17 protein-coding genes and 1 pseudogene are annotated in these 18,261 nt (G+C 43.9%); 11 read left to right on the top strand and 7 right to left on the bottom strand.

Annotation, left to right across the window (positions count from 1 at the left end; all coding sequences use genetic code 11):
- Nucleotides 1-343 precede the first annotated feature (343 nt).
- The 6 genes from porV (at nucleotide 344) to EGI32_RS11605 (ending at nucleotide 6,900) form a co-directional block, all read left to right on the top strand.
- A complete protein-coding gene (porV, locus tag EGI32_RS11630; RefSeq protein WP_255155526.1) occupies nucleotides 344-1,486 on the top strand; it encodes a type IX secretion system outer membrane channel protein PorV in 1,143 nt (380 codons plus the stop codon).
- Between the two features lie 91 nt (nucleotides 1,487-1,577).
- Nucleotides 1,578-2,054, top strand: coding sequence for a 2-C-methyl-D-erythritol 2,4-cyclodiphosphate synthase (ispF, locus tag EGI32_RS11625; protein WP_255155525.1), 477 nt, complete (start codon nucleotides 1,578-1,580; stop codon nucleotides 2,052-2,054).
- A gap of 16 nt (nucleotides 2,055-2,070) precedes the next feature.
- Entirely contained in the window at nucleotides 2,071-4,188 is a 2,118-nt protein-coding gene (locus tag EGI32_RS11620; protein ID WP_255155524.1) for a gliding motility-associated C-terminal domain-containing protein, read from the top strand.
- Nucleotides 4,189-4,197: 9 nt separating this feature from the next.
- Nucleotides 4,198-4,641 carry a dUTP diphosphatase gene (gene dut, locus EGI32_RS11615; protein WP_255155523.1) on the top strand — a complete coding sequence of 148 codons (444 nt, stop codon included), beginning with the start codon at nucleotides 4,198-4,200 and terminating at the stop codon, nucleotides 4,639-4,641.
- 16 nt (nucleotides 4,642-4,657) lie between these two features.
- A complete protein-coding gene (locus EGI32_RS11610) occupies nucleotides 4,658-5,473 on the top strand; it encodes a DUF4292 domain-containing protein (protein WP_255155522.1) in 816 nt (271 codons plus the stop codon).
- An 86-nt stretch (nucleotides 5,474-5,559) separates the two neighbouring features.
- Complete coding sequence (locus EGI32_RS11605) at nucleotides 5,560-6,900, top strand: murein hydrolase activator EnvC (protein ID WP_255155521.1); 1,341 nt, start codon at nucleotides 5,560-5,562, stop codon at nucleotides 6,898-6,900.
- 120 nt (nucleotides 6,901-7,020) lie between these two features.
- On the opposite strand, the gene bshA is transcribed toward EGI32_RS11605, so the two are convergent.
- Nucleotides 7,021-8,139, bottom strand: coding sequence for an N-acetyl-alpha-D-glucosaminyl L-malate synthase BshA (gene bshA / locus EGI32_RS11600; protein ID WP_255155520.1), 1,119 nt, complete (start codon nucleotides 8,137-8,139; stop codon nucleotides 7,021-7,023).
- A 114-nt stretch (nucleotides 8,140-8,253) separates the two neighbouring features.
- Between bshA and EGI32_RS11595 the strand changes: the two genes are divergently transcribed.
- Together EGI32_RS11595 and EGI32_RS11590 are read left to right on the top strand one after the other, a co-directional pair.
- The gene (locus EGI32_RS11595; RefSeq protein WP_255155519.1) at nucleotides 8,254-9,630 is read left to right on the top strand and encodes a M20/M25/M40 family metallo-hydrolase; all 1,377 of its coding nucleotides are present in this window, start codon (nucleotides 8,254-8,256) and stop codon (nucleotides 9,628-9,630) included.
- A 167-nt stretch (nucleotides 9,631-9,797) separates the two neighbouring features.
- Nucleotides 9,798-10,220, top strand: a complete 423-nt coding sequence (locus EGI32_RS11590) for a hypothetical protein (protein ID WP_255155518.1) — start codon at nucleotides 9,798-9,800, stop codon at nucleotides 10,218-10,220.
- A gap of 110 nt (nucleotides 10,221-10,330) precedes the next feature.
- Here the strand turns inward: EGI32_RS11590 and EGI32_RS11585 are convergent, their stop codons facing one another.
- Nucleotides 10,331-11,035 (bottom strand): SAM-dependent methyltransferase, encoded by a 705-nt coding sequence (locus EGI32_RS11585; RefSeq protein WP_255155517.1) that lies wholly within the window; start codon nucleotides 11,033-11,035, stop codon nucleotides 10,331-10,333.
- Nucleotides 11,036-11,043: 8 nt separating this feature from the next.
- Nucleotides 11,044-11,814, bottom strand: coding sequence for an EI24 domain-containing protein (locus EGI32_RS11580; RefSeq protein WP_255155516.1), 771 nt, complete (start codon nucleotides 11,812-11,814; stop codon nucleotides 11,044-11,046).
- Between the two features lie 129 nt (nucleotides 11,815-11,943).
- On the opposite strand from EGI32_RS11580, the gene EGI32_RS11575 reads away from it, so the two are divergent.
- The gene (locus EGI32_RS11575) at nucleotides 11,944-12,555 is read left to right on the top strand and encodes a DNA-3-methyladenine glycosylase (RefSeq protein ID WP_255155515.1); all 612 of its coding nucleotides are present in this window, start codon (nucleotides 11,944-11,946) and stop codon (nucleotides 12,553-12,555) included.
- 173 nt (nucleotides 12,556-12,728) lie between these two features.
- On the opposite strand, the gene EGI32_RS11570 is transcribed toward EGI32_RS11575, so the two are convergent.
- On the bottom strand, nucleotides 12,729-13,742 hold the full coding sequence (locus EGI32_RS11570) for a PorP/SprF family type IX secretion system membrane protein (RefSeq protein WP_255155514.1): 1,014 nt from the start codon (nucleotides 13,740-13,742) through the stop codon (nucleotides 12,729-12,731).
- A gap of 283 nt (nucleotides 13,743-14,025) precedes the next feature.
- The gene (gene upp / locus EGI32_RS11565) at nucleotides 14,026-14,676 is read right to left on the bottom strand and encodes a uracil phosphoribosyltransferase (protein WP_255155513.1); all 651 of its coding nucleotides are present in this window, start codon (nucleotides 14,674-14,676) and stop codon (nucleotides 14,026-14,028) included.
- Between the two features lie 140 nt (nucleotides 14,677-14,816).
- On the opposite strand from upp, the gene EGI32_RS11560 reads away from it, so the two are divergent.
- Complete coding sequence (locus tag EGI32_RS11560) at nucleotides 14,817-15,233, top strand: hypothetical protein (protein WP_255155512.1); 417 nt, start codon at nucleotides 14,817-14,819, stop codon at nucleotides 15,231-15,233.
- A 111-nt stretch (nucleotides 15,234-15,344) separates the two neighbouring features.
- Here the strand turns inward: EGI32_RS11560 and ade are convergent, their stop codons facing one another.
- A complete protein-coding gene (gene ade, locus EGI32_RS11555) occupies nucleotides 15,345-16,976 on the bottom strand; it encodes an adenine deaminase (protein ID WP_255155511.1) in 1,632 nt (543 codons plus the stop codon).
- A gap of 114 nt (nucleotides 16,977-17,090) precedes the next feature.
- On the opposite strand from ade, the gene EGI32_RS11550 reads away from it, so the two are divergent.
- Nucleotides 17,091-17,792 (top strand): outer membrane lipoprotein-sorting protein, encoded by a 702-nt coding sequence (locus tag EGI32_RS11550; protein ID WP_255155510.1) that lies wholly within the window; start codon nucleotides 17,091-17,093, stop codon nucleotides 17,790-17,792.
- A 181-nt stretch (nucleotides 17,793-17,973) separates the two neighbouring features.
- On the opposite strand, the pseudogene EGI32_RS11545 reads toward EGI32_RS11550, so the two are convergent.
- Nucleotides 17,974-18,261 (bottom strand): annotated as a pseudogene (locus EGI32_RS11545) (tRNA (guanosine(37)-N1)-methyltransferase TrmD); the annotation flags it as partial.

Genomic DNA, 18,261 nt, shown 5'->3' with positions numbered 1-18,261 from the left:
TCGTTATCCCCAATTTTAAATATTTAGCATAAAAACGAAATCTGCAAAGGATTTGGTATTTGCCTGATAAAGATATTATTGCAAGAAAAATAATTTTAAAATAATATTTTTTGCGTAATATCGTTTCTCTAAACACAGGCAGCATTTTACAAAGATTTTAAGAAATTTTGCCGACAATTGCAAATTCGACTATATTTGAGGAATAATAGAAGGTGATTTTTAACAAGATTTTATAATTTTATTGTCTTAATTAAGAGAAATCTACTATTTTTACAAACACAGCAAAAACAATTAAATAAACGCTTATAGAGGTAAGTCTACCTAACCAAGACAAACAAAACGCATGAAAAAAGCAACATTGAAACTAACTGCCTTAATGTTATTATTAGCAGGCACCGCAACTGTGGCTGAAGCACAGAGCGGAACAGGTGTAAGAAACCCAAGCGTGGTAACGACCGCAGTTCCTTTTTTAAGAATATCACCAGATGCCCGTGCAGGCGGTATGGGTGATGTAGGTATAGCAACATCTCCTGATGCCTATTCTGGCTTCTGGAACCTTGCAAAAACTCCATTCTCATCTCAGAAATATGGTGCTGGTGTTACTTATACTCCATGGTTGAACGATCTTGACCTGAAAGATGTTTATCTTGCTACAGGCGCTGGTTTTTATAAATTAGATGATAACCAGGCTTTGTCTCTTGGTTTCAGGTATTTCAGTCTTGGTAATATTACTTTCACAAACGACCAGGGTACAGAATTGAATACCTTCCGTCCACGCGAATATGCGGTTGACCTCGGCTACTCAAGGAAACTGGGTGCCAAATCCGGTTTGGGTGTAGCGGTACGTTATATCAGCTCTGACCTCGCAGGTGGATCTGTAAACGGTGTTAACTATAAAAAAGGTTCTACTGTTGCCGGTGACCTTCATTACTTCCACAATGGCGTTAAAGAAAACGGCGGTGGTTTGAACTGGGGTGTTACTTTGAGCAACCTTGGTGGTAAAATTGGTTACACCAGCGATGACAATCAGAAAGATTTCATCCCTGCTAACCTTGGAATCGGTGCAGCATACACCAAAGTATTCGATGCTGATAACAAAATCACTTTCGCAGCTGACGTAAACAAACTGTTGGTTCCAACTCCTCCACAATTAGATGACAGCGCTGGTATCGCTGACTACCGTTCTAAAGGTGTTGTTAGCAGCTGGTTCAGCTCATTCGGTGATGGTAAAGGAAGCGAAGAATTCCGTGAGATCACTGCTGCTATCGGTGCTGAATACTGGTACAAAGATCAATTCTCTTTCCGTGCTGGTTATTTCTACGAAAGCCCACTGAAAGGTAACCGTAAATACTTCACTGTAGGTGCTGGTTTGAAATACAACACTGTTGGTTTGAACTTTGCATACCTTCTGCCTTCAGGTTCTGGTATCAACCGTAACCCACTTTCAAACACATTGCGTTTCAGCCTTATCTTCGAAGGAAAATAAGCTGACTTAATAAATATTTATTAAGCGCTCCGTATTTACGGAGCGCTTTTTTATTATAATAAACACGATATTTACAATCAACTTAATCAACATGTCATATAGAATAGGATCAGGCGTGGATTTCCATCAGCTGGAAGAAGGAAGGGATCTATGGATAGGCGGAGTGAAGATACCGCATCATAAAGGCGCCGTTGGGCACAGCGATGCCGACGTATTACTTCACGCCATTTGCGATGCAATGCTGGGGGCGCTCTGCCTGGGCGATATAGGCAAGCATTTTCCAAATACGGATGACCGCTTCAGGAATATCGACAGCAAGATATTATTGAAAGAAACATATGCCCTTATTGCGGCCAGAGGTTATGAGATCGTGAATATCGACAGTACAGTATGCCTGGAAGAGCCTAAGATCATGAAGCACGCCCCGCAGATGCAGGAAGCCATTGCCTCCATCCTGAATATCGGGCAGGAAGATGTTTCCATAAAAGCGACAACAACTGAAACGATGGGGTTTGCAGGACGTGAGGAAGGATTGTTTGCCTATGCAAGCATCCTGCTAAAAAAATAAGTCATCATCACTCTGATTGAAAAAGCCCTTTTATATTGCCACCCTGCTCCTTTCGTTTTCCGGAATGAAAGGGGGTGCCCAAAAAACGGCCAATAACTGGTTGTTTGGCAACAGGGCGGGTATTACTTTCAATCAATCGCCGCCTCAGGCGATCATGAATGGCCAATTGTCCAGCTTCGAGGGCAGTTCATCTGTTTCTGATGGAAATGGCAGACTGCTTTTTTACACCAATGGGGTAAAAGTTTACAACAGGAAAAATCAGGTCATGCAGAATGGTGATGGCCTTTATGGCGACATGAGCAGCACGAGCAACAGTGTGGCCATACTTCAGCCCGGCTCATCTACCCGGTATTATATTTTTATTGTAAGCGCCGCCAGCGTGGATTATCAGCCGCTCACGTATTCGGTAGTGGATATGACATCCGATGGTGGTCTGGGGGCTGTCATTCCAACCGAAAAGAATATCGAAATAAACGAACCGATATTTGAAAAAATAGCTGCTGTGCGCCATTGCAACAAAAAAGATGTGTGGGTAGTGGTCAAAGCCTGGAACAGCAGCATGTATTACAGTTACCTGCTCACTTCTGCCGGATTGAACACGAGCCCTGTGATCAGTAATACATCACTTGTTGTGGGTGGCATTCAGAATAATTCGATCGGGGCCATAAAATTTTCTGCTGATGGTCAATGGATGGCGGCGGCATTTGCCGGAAATCTTAACCGGGTTCAGCTGGCCAGGTTCAATAATACCACCGGGGTGATATCGGGTTCGATGGATTTTGATCCCAACCCAACACCAGTACAAAGCGCATACAGGGGCGTATACGGAATTGAGTTTTCGCCGGGTGGCAATATGTTGTATGTAAGTTCCAACAACAGCGCTTCACAAACACTGGCGCTTTACCAGTACAATATAGCCCTGCCGGGTAATGCGGCTATCATCGCATCCGGGCAATTGGTCACACAGCGGGCCGACTGGTTTGCAGGCGGCATGCAGCTTGGCCCCGATCAGAAAATTTACCTCACACTCTGGAAAGACTCGGCATTATCTGTTATAGAAGATCCGGATGTAGCCGGCCCGGGTTGCAATTTCAATTACAATGCAATCATACTCAGGCGCAATGTAGCGGGAGGCTATCTTTCCGAATCCGGGTTGCCTAATTTCATAGCCAGCGATCTTGTGCCGCGATATGCGGAGTATAAATTTTCGACTACACGTAACGATTGCGTTACAAAAAAAATACAATGTACTATCAGTTATACCGCAGATGTAGATTCAGCCCGCTGGAATTTCGGCGATGGCCAGCAATCTACCCAGCTGGATCCGCAGCACGAATATGCGGCATACGGCACTTACACAATCACACTCATTATTTATCGTAAGGGATGCGCCCTCAATGAATTGCAGGCACTGACTTATACACAGTCGCTGGTGCTCGAAAACTCGGGAGTTGTACTTCCGCAGGACAAAGCGTTGTGCAGGAGCGATACGCTCATCATCCGCCCATCAACAAAGGCTGAAAATTATCTTTGGAGTAGCGGCCAGGTGTCGGATTCCATATTGGTGAGCCAGCCTGGCTTGTATTGGCTGGAAGCTGAATTATCAGGTTGTATTTCCAGGGATACGATCATCCTGTCACAAAAACCATCCATCCATGTAAATCTTGGTAACGATACAACCGTATGTGTGGAAAAACCTGTTGTTTTGCAAACAAACCTGCAGGGAAGTAAGTTTGTATGGAACGATGGCACTACAGGCCCGTTGATAACGATTACAAAACCTGGCAAATATTGGGTTACATTTGAAAGTAATGTTAATTGCATCATCAGCGATACGATAAAAGTCGCGTATGGTAATTGTGAAATATATTTTCCTTCGGCCTTTACTCCCAATGGGGATGGCTGGAATGATCAGTTCGGATTGCTGCAAAATACCTCAGCAAAATTATTCGAGTTGAGTGTGTATAACAGGTACGGAGAAATGGTCTTCAGATCAAATGATCAGAATATCCGCTGGGATGGTACAACTCGCTCAAAAGAGCAACCAACGGGGACATATGTATGGTTGATGCGTTTCAGGACGGGCAGCGGACCTGAGCAAATAATAAAGGGAACAGTTTTATTAATCAGATAAAAAATAATAATGAACGAGGTAAGGATCAACATCATCAATGAATCGGAAAACCCTGTACCGGCCTATGCTACAGAAGGATCGGCAGGTATGGATATAAGGGCAAAACTTGATTCGCCGGTAGTATTGAAATCACTGGAGCGGCAGTTGATACCTACAGGGATATTCATGGAAATTCCGGTGGGGTATGAAGTGCAGGTGAGGCCAAGAAGCGGGCTTGCGGTAAAAAACGGTATCACCTGTCTTAATACGCCAGGCACCATCGACAGCGATTACCGGGGCGAAGTGAAAGTATTGCTGATAAATCTCAGCAACGAAGAACAAACCATTGTCAACGGCGACCGCATTGCGCAGCTGGTTGTGGCCAAAGTGGAAACAGCTTCGCTGATATTGGTACAACAATTGAATGAAACGGTAAGAGGTGCCGGAGGATTCGGCCACACAGGAACAAATTAATCAAGCAAATCAACAGATGAAGACATTTTTTTATTTAACGATACTAAGTAGTATTTTTTTATTTTCCTGCAGCCCTACAAAACGGGTGATCAACAATGCGATAGCCCCGAAGGACACTACAAATGTGATCAGGGATCAGACGAGTAAGGAAGCCATCCAGCTGGCGCAGACAACCCGTGAAAACCTTCAGAAGAATTACATCGATTTCAAGACTTTTTCGGCTAAGATAAAAGTGGAATCGCAGGATAGCAAAGGAAAAAATCCGGACATCACCGCGGTGGTGCGTATAGTAAAAGACAGTGCTATATGGATATCGTTGTCGGCTACCTTCCTCAACGTAGAAGTATACAGGGCGCTCATTACAAAGGATAGTGTGGTACTGATGGACAAACGCGAAAAGACCGTGCAATACCGTTCGCTGGATTACCTGCAGGAAGTGACAAAGATCCCTTTCGATTTTAAAACATTACAGGATCTGCTGATCGGCAACCCGATTTTTTTCAACGACCAATCCGCTACGTTTAAGAAAGTAGATAATTATATTTTAGTCAATTCATCCGACGCGAATTTTAAAAACCTCATGACACTGACTCCTGATAATAGCCTTCTCTATCGCATCAAACTCGATGATGTGGATATGGCCCGCAACAGGACCGCCAACATCTCCTATGATGAATATGAAAAGTCGAATGATGTTTCTTTCTCTACTTACAGAGAGCTCAGCATCTCCGAAAAAAACAAACTGGATGTGCAGATGAAATACAAACAGTTTGACTTTAACAAAGATTTATCGGTGGGTTTAACTATCCCCAAAAATTATAAAAGGAAATAGTCGTTATTTTTAAGCAGGTATGAATTTTACACGGCATCTTATGCGGGTAAAATTTATATTTGTAAAACCTAATTTAAATTTCAACTATGCTCAGAGCCTTTTTCTGCCTTTCTTTTTTTTGTATGATCACTACTTTTTCGTTTGCACAACAAACAAGAGAAGAATTAGAAAAGCAGCGCCAGGATCTGAAACGCGAGATAGATGAAACGGAGAAATTACTTAAGGCCAACAAGACGGAAACCAAAGCCAGTCTCTTTCAATGGCAGACCATCACCAAAAAAGTAAACCTGCAGGACAGGGTGATCGAAAACCTGAACAAGGATCTGCGTGTGCTGGACAACAATATGTACAGCATCCAGAAAGACATCAACAGGTACGACCGTTTACTGGATACATTGAAACAGGAATACGCCAGGAGCATGGTGTATGCTTACAAGAACCGAAGCAATTACGACTTCCTCAATTTTATTTTTTCCGCCGATAATTTCAATGATGCCATCAAACGTATCGCGTATCTGAAAAGTTACCGCAACTATCGTGAAATGCAGGGACAGAATATTTTGCGTACCCAGGATCTGCGTAAGCAAAGGATTGAAGATCTTGGCGGTGCAAAAGTGAAGAAGAGCAGTACGCTGCAGGTGCAGAGCAAAGAAATGCAGACGCTGGAAGAACAGAAAAAGGAAAAGGACAGAATACTGGCTGAATTGCAAAAGCAGGGAAAACAATTGAGCAACCAGATGGCGGCCAAGCAAAAGCAGATGAAAAAAGTGAATTCTGCTATCACTGCTGCTATTAAACGTGCGCAGGATGAAGCCCGTAAAGCTGCACTGGCAAAAGCTGCAGAAGATGAACGCAGAAGAAAAGAAGCAGACCGCCTTGCGGCAAAGAATAATACGCCTACAAACAATCCAACTACCAGTAATCCTACAACTACTACCACCAAATCTGTAAAGACACCGGTTGCAAAAACGCCTGCTAAAAAAGTGGAGAGCGTGTTGTTGAATGCGGAGAATATCACGTTAAACAATAACTTTAAAAAGAATCGGGGAAGCCTTCCATGGCCCGTGGATAATGGTGGTGTCAGCATGCATTTCGGATCGAATACATTACCTGGCGGAGGCAGTATCGTAACAACCTGTACTACCATTGCGGCAGCGATTGGCACACCGGTAAAGGCCATATTCGATGGCGAAGTAGTGGCTTCTTTTCCGAATGATGAGCAGCCGTTTGTTGTAATACAACATGGAGAATATTTTACCACATATACCAACCTTAGTGGAGTAAACGTAAGTAAAGGACAACAGGTTAAATATGGCCAGGTATTAGGCAAAGTAGCTGCGGGCTATGATGGTACCGGCTCCATCGACTTCTATATGAGCGACGAAAAAAGCAGTTTCGATGCAGAAAAATGGCTCAGAAGAAGATAAATGCAATGTATGATCTTTGATGTAAGATGTATGATGTCTTTCGGATTGTAAGACTTATGCATGGATACAACGAACTTCAAATTTGAAGAAATCATACATCATACATTTCACATCATACATTTACAGAACGCTTTTATACAACGCCTCGTATTTCGGAACTATATTATGTATATCAAATTTTTTCGCCTGTGCCAAAGCATTATGCCGGAATTGCGCATGCACGGCTTCATCCTGTAAAATGCTGATGGCATTTTTCGCCATATCTTCCACATCGCCGATGTCGCTCATATAACCGCAATAGCCATTGATATTTATTTCCGGCAAACCACCTGCATTGGTAGATATAACGGGTACTTCGGCGGCCATCGCTTCGAGTGCGGCCAATCCGAAACTTTCATATTCACTGGTGAGTAAAAAGAGGTCTGCGATAGAAAGCAATTCTTCCATCTGTTCCTGCTTGCCCAAAAATTTCACTTCGGCGCAAGGAACACAATCTCTTGTAAGCGACTCTACATGCGGCCTTTCAGGGCCATCGCCTATCAGTAATAATTTGCTCGGTATTTTTTCATTGATGAGCAGGAAAGTTTTCAATACATCATCCACTCTTTTCACCTTGCGGAAATTGGACGCATGTACAATGATCTTTTCGCCATTTGGCGCAATGAGCTTTTTAAAAGCATCCACTTTCTTTTTGTGAAAACGTTTTACATCCACAAAATTATGGATCACTTCTATTGGCTTGTCGATCGTGAAATTTTTGTAGGTTTCTTCTTTCAGGTTCTCCGATACGGCGGTGAGTATGTCACTTTCTTCCATCGAAAATGTCACTACAGGGCTGTAGGTGCTGTCGCGGCCCACCAGCGTGATGTCGGTTCCATGAAGCGTGGTGATCACCGGGATGCGTTTGTTTTGTTTGGCCAGGATCTGCTTGGCCATATAAGCTGCTGACGCATGCGGAATAGCATAATGCACATGCAAAAGATCGATTTTATGATTGTTCACCACATCCACCATGGCACTTGCCAGGGCAGTTTCGTATGGCGGAAAATCAAACAACGGATAAGTAGGGACCCTTACTTCATGATAAAAAATATTTGCATGAAAACCACCGAGTCTCACCGGTTGCTGGTAAGTGATAAAATGGATGTTGTGGCCTTTATCCGCAAGGGCTTTTCCCAGTTCTGTGGCAAGCACCCCGCTGCCGCCAAATGTAGGGTAACATACGATCGCTATATTCATAAGGAATGATATTCAATTGTAAAAGAGACTGCAATTTACCGATTAAATAATCAGATAAGTTTATTATTAGGATGAAGGGTTAATTGTTTAAGTTTGTTTCACTAATTCCCGCTTATGCGAAATAAATTTTTCCTTATCGCGACAATCATCCTCTGCAGTTCCGGTATGGCAAATGGCCGGCAGAACGATTCGCTGGTTATCAAAAGACTTTCCGACGAAATAATGAGCAATAGTACCGCTTATGAAAACCTGCGTTATCTCTGTAAAAAAATAGGCCCTAGGCTGAGCGGTTCGGCCAATGCGCAACTGGCCATTGACGCCACGGCAAAAATGCTTCGCCAGGCTGGGGCCGATACGGTTTACCTCCAGCCCTGTATGGTGACCCATTGGGAACGGGGAGCAAAAGAAACGGGGTTCATTCAACTGGCCAATGGCACAAAATATCCCCTCAGGCTCACTGCGTTGGGAAATAGTGTTGGCACAGGAAAAAATGGGGTGAAGGCTTCCATCATCGAAGTCCGCAGCATGGAAGAATTGCAGGCTTTGGGAGAAAAAGTAATCAAAGGAAACATCGTCTTTTTTAATATCGCCATGAACCCTACCTATGTGCGCACGTTTGTGGCTTACGGAACCAATGGTGGCGGGCGTAGAAGCGGTCCGGCGCAAGCGGCGAAGTATGGCGCCATTGGTGTAATGGTCCGTTCGCTGGCGAGCAATATCGATGATCATCCGCATACCGGGGCCACCCAATACAATGATTCTTTTCCAAAAATACCCGCGGTGGCTATCAGCACGCAGGATGCGGAATGGCTCAGCAGCCAGTTGAAGCGTAAGATGCAGCTGACCGGTTATTTCAAAACAAACTGCACTATGTTTCCGGATGTGCCGTCTTTTAATGTGATAGGCGAAATAAGGGGCAGCGAATTTCCGCAGGAGATACTGAGTGTGGGCGGCCATCTCGATAGCTGGGACCTGGCGGAAGGGGCGCAGGACGATGGCGCGGGCTGTATGCAAAGCATTGAGATCATCAGGGCATATAAAGCGTTGGGCCTTCGCCCGAAAAGGACGGTAAGGGCCGTGCTGTTCATGAATGAAGAAAATGGCGGCGGCGGTGGGGCGGCATATCTCAGAATGGCGAAGGAAAAAAATGAACAGCATATTTTTGCATTGGAGAGTGATGGTGGCGGGTATACGCCGAGAGGGTTCAACCTGGATATGAGTGAAGGCAGAAGAAATAAAGTGAAACAGTGGGCACCCTTGTTTTACGATTATGGCGTATATGATTTTGCCGGCAAAGGCAGCGGCTCTGATATTGCGCCATTGAAAAATATCGGCACGGCCCTGGCAGGGCTTAGTCCGGATAGCCAGCGTTACTTCGATCTGCATCATGCTGAAACGGATGTGTTTGAAGCAGTGAGCAAACGAGAGCTTGATCTGGGTGCAGTGAATATGGCGGCGTTGATGTGGCTGGTAAGTGAATATGGGTTGTGAATGGTGAATAGTGAATGGTGAATAGTGAATGGTGAATAGTGAATGGTGAATAGTGAATAGTGAAATATTCGAAGGTCATAAGAGAACCGGAAGTTGTATAAGTTGCATTCCAATTAAGGTAATTCGTGTAATTCGATTTTAAATTCGTGTAATAAAAAAGTATTCATATGGAAGATTTTAAAGGTGCTTTGCCCGAAAAGAAGAAAAGTGGCTGGAAAGGGTTTTTCTGGAAATTTACATTTGTGATAGTATTGATACTCGGGGTATTTCTCTGGTGGCAATACTGGTATGTATTTGGCGAAGGCGTCAAATCCGGGGAATTGAATTATCTCGTTAAAAAAGGAAACGTTTTCAAAACATACGAAGGCAAATTGATCCAGTCAGGTTTCAGGTCGAAAGCGGCGGGTACGGTGCAATCGTACGAATTTGAATTTTCCGTTTCCAACGACAGCATCGCCACTGTACTGATGAATAACAGCGGTAAATATTTTGACCTGCACTACAAAGAATACAAGCACACCCTGCCCTGGAGAGGTTATACGGTATACATTGTGGATGAGATCAAGAACATGAAGGAAATAAATCCATAAATCTATGATCTGAGATGGATGATCTATGATCTATGGTTTCTTCAATTCGAAGGTCTTCGATAATTAAACACACTGACTTATTAAAGGTATCATAGATCATACATCGTAGATCATAGATTTCCTGCGTAGAGCAGGAATATAGCCGGTTGCTTATGAAGCTCCGGCTTTTTATTTTTCCATTCGCAAACGGTGTGTGTCTGAATGCTTTCATTTGGAGCGGTGATATTTACACCGATGCATAATTTCGTTTTTCCATCGCAGGTCTTGATGATGGATTCCAGCAGCTGGTTATTGCGGTAAGGAGTTTCAATGAAGATCTTAGTGCTGTTGTGTTTTTGCGAAGCAAGTTCCAGTTCTTTCAGTTTTTTTATTCTTTCAGCATTATCGATAGGAAGATAGCCGGTAAATTCAAATTGTTGTCCGCTCATGCCACTCGCCATCAGCGCCAGTAAGATGGAACTTGGCCCAACAAGCGGTTTTACGAGGCAATTCAGTTCCTGTGCAGCTTTGATCAGTATTTGCCCGGGGTCGGCAATGCCGGGGCAGCCCGCTTCACTGATGATCGCGATCGTTTTTTTCTCCTTTATTTTTTGCCTGAAATGTTGCAGCTGCTCTTCTTCAGCTTTATGTATGGCATACCATTCGTAGTCGTCGATGACGATGCTTTTGTCCATACTTTTCAAAAAACGCCTCGCCGTGCGTTCGTTTTCTGCAAATATCACCGTGCATTTTTTTACCGCATCCATGATGTATGGAGGAATGGTTTCTAAAGCGTCGTCGGCGAGCACACAAGGTATCAGGTAGATTGTCGTCATGATGGAGGTCAGATGATTACATGGTTTTTCCGGGCATTCAGCAGGCTGAGCGTAGCCGCAATCACAGCGTAGCTGGGGGCAAATAACCACCCGATGAATGGCACGAGGTGCATCAGGTAAAATACCAGCCCGTTGCCGATGGCCAACCCTTTATGGTTGCCGATAAAATGAATGCTTTGCTGTGCCGTCAGCTTGTTTCTTTCGGAACTATAATCGAGCATCGAAAAACCGAAATAGTAACATTCCACCAGGAAAGCCACCAGCGGAGCGATCCAGCCTACCAGCGGAATAAAAGACAGGATCAGAATGGTGACGATGTAAACCGTTTGCCACAACACATTCCGCAAGGCGATCCGGATACCCCGTACAATATCTTTCATCAGCTGGCCCAGGCTGAACGGGAAATCTTTTCCTTCGATGATACTTTCCGTTTTTTCGCTCAGGTAGGCGAATACCGGCGAACCGATGATGAGAAACAGGTATTTGAATAAGGAAAAATAAAACAACAGCAATACCAATCGCAGCATCACCTGGCCTACGATGAAGAGGAAGCTTAAAAAACCATCCTGGCTGCGATCGAGCCAGCCTTTTACTCCTGTTTTGAGAAAAATATATTCAATGGCCATATTGCTGGATACGAGAAACAACCAAAGCCCGGCGATGAAAAGAATGGTATAGATAAGCCCGGGAACAATGATCCATTTCCACAATTTATTTTTTACGATAAACTTGTGCGCATCAAAAAAGGACTGTATGGAGATGATGATTTCCTTCAGCATGGGAATAAAGATAGTGAATAGTGAATAGTCAATAGTCAAACCTCTGAACTTTATACTACAGACAGAAAAGACTTTATATAAAACGAATTAACTTCGAAGGCTTGACTATTGACTATTCACTATTGACATATGAAGAAGCTTCCCCTCAAATTCTACCAACGCAAAGATGTCGTTCGCATTGCCCGCGAATTATTGGGCAAAGTGGTGGTGACCAACATCGAAGGTATTATCACCAGTGGCCGCATTGTGGAAACGGAAGCGTACATGGCTATTTCGGACAAAGCTTCACATTCTTACAAGGGTAAACGGACAGCCCGCAATGAGCATATGTATTCACCCGCGGGTACGGCATATGTGTATATATGTTATGGCATGCACCAGATGCTCAATGTGGTGACGAATGAAAAGGGCATCCCGGATGCCGTATTGATACGGGCGCTGGAGCCGGTGCAGGGAGTAGAAGATATGCTGATACGTACGGGCAAATCAAAGCCGGACAATACACTTACCAAAGGCCCCGGCAATGTGGGGAAAGCATTGGGCATAAATAAACAACATTCGGGTTTGCTCTTCCTGGATGATGTGATCAGTATTTATGAAGATAAGAATTCCAATGTTGCAGAAGCCGAGATCGGCATAAGTAAAAGAATAGGGATAGATAGTGCCGGTGAAGATGCGTTGCTGCCTTACAGGTTTTATATCAAAGGGAATAAGTTTGTGAGTGGGCGGCCGGTAAACTGATTTTTTTATTACACGAATTAAAGCGAATTACACGAATTACGGTTTAAAGGTTGACCGCTTTATAAGTAGCCCACCTTTTAAATGACAAACCCCACTTCTGTGGGGTTTGTCATTTAATCTAATTATTTAATCTTCGCTAATTCGTGTAATTCGCTTTAATTCGTGTAATAAAGTTAGAACTTAGGACAAGGAATACCCTTCACATCCGATGGGCGTTTGATGTAAATGATAGAAAATTCAGAACCACCACGGCTGCCGGTTGCAGCTTTGAGGTCGCTGATATTTACATCATAACTGGCGCCGATACGGAGGCCGCCAAATTCAAGCCCGATATAAGGAATGACTGCGTCATTCAGGCGTACCCATGAACCGATATAAACATTTGTAGGATTGGTGCTTTCGCCACCGGCATTCAGTGAAAGTGCAGCACCCAAGGTGGTTTCGCTGGCTTTGTTCTGCATCTGGTGGATCACCGAGGCATTTACAGAAACCACATCCGACACAGGGAAAGTACCTCCACCATGAATGGTTACCCTGCCACTGAGGTACCAGCTTTTATCGGTGTAATTTACCTTAGGCCTGTTGATATGATACATAGAAGCACCGAGGTAATAGTTATTTTCCCCATTAGTAGAACCTGAGAATAACAAACCGGCATTCAGATCAAGATAACTTTGTTTATTGCCGTTGGCAAGAATGATCGGAATATCCTGTGAAGTGCCTTGTGCGAAGCCATTGGCCCTTAATTCATCTTCAAAAGTAAGCTTGGAAAGATCGAGGTTCATGCTGGAATATGTTCCCTGGAAACCTGCACCGATCGTATTGTAACCATTTTCATCCAATGCCTTGTGATACGACATGGAAACAGAACCATAATTAAGTTTCAACGCGTTATTTGCACTCTGATCGCTCACTCCTGATATGCCCACACCAAATACATCCCCTTCCGGAATGCGACTCTTGAGGATCGGGAAATCGATGGAGGCGCTGGTAGTTACGTATGCTTTTGGTATGGAAGGCCATTGGTCCCTGTGGTTGGCAGCGAGCCTCCACAAACCGTCGAATTTACCTGTAAATGCAGGGTTTAATGTCAATGGGGAAGAAAAAAATTGCGAAAAATGTGGGTCTTGCGCTTTCAGGGTACCGGTAAGCAGTAGTACAAAAACAACTAATAGTATTTTTCTCATTTCTAAACAGTTCTTAGGCATTAAAGATAAGGAAATGAGGTAAAATGCTGCACGAATTGGCCAAAAGTTTTTGCTAACAGTGGAAGGAATGCCAATTGGCTGGTTATTAATTAGTTTAGAGAACAGGGATCAGGGGTAGGAAGGTTTGTTATAGTAGAAATTTTTAAACTATACGGAAATATTAAAAAACAAAAGGTTTAGATGGAAGCGAACAAAGATTCTCCTTCAATCCAAACCCATGAATATTCTAAAGCCCTAAACCCCTAAACCCTGTTCTCTAAACTCAACTCTGCATTTTCGCTCCGTAAGCCAGGTCCCCTGCATCACCTAATCCCGGAACAATATATCCTTTTGCCGTAAGTTCATCATCAATATCTCCGCACCAGATGATCGCTTTGGGTTCTTCGCGTTTTACAAATTCGATGCCCACGGTACAGGCTATGGCACAAACTATATGTAATTCTTTGATATTGCCTTCGTCTTTCAGGTAGCGGATGCATTTCACCAGCGAAGCGCCGGTAGCCAGCATCGGATCGCTGATGATCACTACCCGGCCATCAATTTCAGGACAACTCATGTATTCTACCTGGATATCAAAAGACCCGTCGGCATGATGTTTACGATAAGCGCTTAAGAATGCGTTGTCGGCACGGTCGTAATAACTCAGCAACCCGTTGTGCATCGCCAGGCCCGCCCGCAGGATGGTGGCCAGCACCGGTTGTTCCTTCAGCATTTTGCAGGTAGCCGTTCCCATCGGTGTGGTGATCTCCGTATCTACCGTTTCCAGTTGTTTGCTGATCTCATACCCGATCACTTCAGCGATCCTCTCCAGGTTGCGACGAAAACGCATCCGGTCCTGCTGAACATCTACGTTTCTTAGTTCTGCCACCCAGTTACTCACCAATGAATGATCCTTGCTTAAATTGTGTACCATCTGTTTTTGTTTTGTTCGAATGTAGCCTGCGGCAACGATAAGTTAAATTTCTTTTCCTGCCGACAAATCTATAATAAAATAGCGCAGTATCTTTATTTTTGGTTATGTCTTTTTTACAAACCCACCCCAAATTCAGTTATATGAAACGATTGCCTGTTCTTTTTCTCAGCGCCTCCATACTGGTCTTTGCCTGTACCAGCAACAATAAATACGATGTGAAAGCGAAGGATAAATATGAAAGCACTAAAGAAGAGTTGTCGGTAACCGAACAAAAAAATCCGGAACGGTTTATTAAAGTAACGGGCTCGGATAAACGCAATCTCCTGGGACAGACAGTAATAAAAGGCAATTTATTCAACAGTGCAAAAATCGTTTCCTATAAGGATGTAGACCTTAAATTATCTTTCTACAGCAAAACCGGCGCCCTTCTTGAAGAAGACCATGAAACCATCTATGAAACCGTAGAGCCGGGTGGCAGCAAAAGTTTCAAGACAAAATATTTTGCCCCCAAGGGCACGGATAGTGTGGCGATAAAAGTGCTATCGGCGAAGTTTTGAATCAATGGATAATGTTATAATGAACAATGTCTTCCACTCGTAAGTGCTGTGAAATAGCAGAAAATCAGATACGCCTAAAACATTATCCATTATCAATTATTACATTATCCATTATACGAATTTAAACTCGTCTCCATCAAAAAGCCCCTTATCGCTCAGTTTCAAATGCGGTATCACCAGCAATGCCATGAAGGATAATGTCATGAAAGGTGCGGCCAGTCCGCTTCCCAGCCTTTCTTTTACAAATGCATCTATCGCGGTGTAATCTGCCGCCACTTTGTATCCGTCTTCATTGCTCATCAATCCGGCAACCGGAAGCGGGAGCACCATCATTTTTTCTTCCGAAACTGCGCTTACGCCTCCCCGTTGTGTTACCAGTAAGTTTACTGCTTCGCAAAGACTGTCATCATCCACACCTACTGCTACAATATTATGGCTGTCGTGCGCAACAGTAGAAGCGATGGCGCCTTCTTTCAACCCGATATTTTTGATGAACGCTTTCGCCACGGGCGCATTATTATAGCGGTTCACCACCACGATCTTCAAAATATCCCGCGTAGGATCACTGATGATCTGCCCATCGGCAACGCTTGGCTCAAGCATCAGTTTGTTCGTGATCAGTTGCCCTTCCAGCGCTTCGATCACCGGGATCTCTTTCTGCAGATCGTTCGCGGGAACCGCAAAGTCACTGATCGTTTTTTTATCACAGTTGAATTCATTGATCACCTCCGCAGGTTTGGTAGTGATTAAAGATTTTCCATTTTCAGCCACCAGTTGCCCATCGATATAGGTATGCGTTACCTGGAATTTCTTCAGGTCTTTCACCACGATCAGATCTGCAGCATCTCCCTTTTGCAACAAGCCGTTGCTCATCTTATAATGCAGCACAGGATTGATGCAGGCCGCCTGCAACACTTTAAAAACATCGATCCCTTTTGACACCGCCCTTTCACACAAAAGATTGATATGGCCTTCTACCAGGCTGTCGGGATGTTTGTCATCGCTGCAAAACATCATGTTTTCATAATGCTCATTCATCAGGCCGATCAACGCTTCAAAATTTTTAGCAGCGCTCCCTTCACGGATCAATATTTTCATGCCATATCCAAGTTTGTCCAATGCCTCTTCAGCCGTAAAACATTCATGGTCGGTGCTGATGCCCGCATCTATATATTGTTTGGCGGTTTCACCCCGTAAGCCTGGCGCATGGCCATCTACAGGCTTGTTGTATTTTTTTGCCGAAGCAATTTTTTTCATCACTTCGGGATCGTTGTGCAGCACACCCGGAAAGTTCATCATTTCACTGAGGTAGCTGATGTCGGGCAACGACAATAATTCATCCACCGCATCCGCGTCAAGCGCAGCGCCTGCCGTTTCAAAAACTGTGGCCGGCACGCAGCTCGGTGCACCAAAATGAAATTTGAAAGGGACAGTTTTGCCATTCGCGATCATATATTTCACCCCTTCCATTCCGCATACATTGGCAATTTCGTGCGGATCGCTGATGGTACCCGTGGTGCCATGTACAACGGCAAGCTTGGCAAACTCCGAAGGTACCAGCATGCTGCTTTCCACATGCACATGGCTATCGATGAACCCGGGAAGAATATAGCTTTCGCCGGCTTTTTCTCCCCCCAGTTCCATAATGGAGACGATGTTCCCGTTTTCTATCGTCACTTCCCCGAAGAAGATCCTTTTTTCAATGATTGATACTATATTCCCGTTGATAGTTGCTGCTGACATTGCTGTTTTTTTATGTACAGGCACAAGGTAAAAGTTAATTTTGCAAAAAGAATATCTGAACTAAAAAATATATCTTTATCAGGCATACATACGCATCATCATAAAACGAATACTATGAATTTTTTCAAACTGTTACTGACTACCGTCATCTCTTTTTTGACCATCAATCTTTCTGCACAAACCGTAGATGAGATCGTAGCTAAACATATGGATGCTATGGGCGGAAAAGAAAAAATGCTCATGTTGAAAACGGTGAAACTGACCGGTGGTATGAGCGTAAATGGTGCCGATGTATCTATCGTGGGTACCAGGTCGCACAACATAGGGAGCCGCAATGATATCGAAGTAATGGGTACTTCCAACTACGAAGTAGCTAATAATAAAGAAGGTTGGACGTTCTTCCCGATCTTTCGTATGGAGGAACCGGTAGCGATGGAACCTTCGTTATTAACATCCAAACAGGTGTTGTTCGACCTGCAGGGGCCATTTGTTGATTACAAAGAAAAAGGGATCGCGATAGAATTGAAAGGTACTGAAAAAGTTGAGGGAGCCGATACCTGGAATTTACTGGTTACATATAAAAATGGCAAGACGATGAATTATTTCATAGATAAAAATACTTATCGCGTAGCAAAAACAAAAGCTGCCGTTACCGCAAATGGAGAAGAAAAAATAGAAGGACTTTTATTTGCAGACTATAAACAAAATGCCGGTGGATATTGGTTCCCGTACAGTGTAACCAATGATCGCGGAACGATCCTGTATAGCACCATCGAGACGAATATTCCGGTAGACGATAAGGTATTTAGTAAGTAAGGAAATTACGAATTACGAATTACGAATTACGAATTACGAATTACGAATTACGAATTACGAATTACGAATTACGAATTACGAATTGATTTTTGGCAGTGCAAGTTATAGAAAGGTTTTGCAATTAATATCTTTCACCTGAATGAACTCATTCGTAATTCGTAATTGTTAATTCGTAATTAATTTACTCGGAGAGTAAATCCGGCCTTCTTTCCGTGGTACGCTGCACCGATTGTTCGTGCCGCCATTCTTCTATCAGTTTGTGATTGCCGCTTTTCAACACATCCGGTATTCCCCAGCCCCTGAATACTTCCGGCCTAGTGTACACCGGTGGTGCCAGCAGGTTGTCCTGGAAACTGTCCGTTAGCGCTGAGCTTTCATCATTCAGCACACCGGGGATAAGTCTGCCGATGGCATCTGTAAGTACCGCGGCTGCCAGTTCTCCGCCGCTCAGTACATAATCGCCGATAGA

The organism is Ferruginibacter sp. HRS2-29, assembly GCF_024343615.1.
Classification (GTDB): domain Bacteria; phylum Bacteroidota; class Bacteroidia; order Chitinophagales; family Chitinophagaceae; genus Ferruginibacter.
The sequence above is the reverse complement of the archived record's forward strand: the minus strand, read 5'-3'. Positions and strand labels throughout refer to the sequence as shown.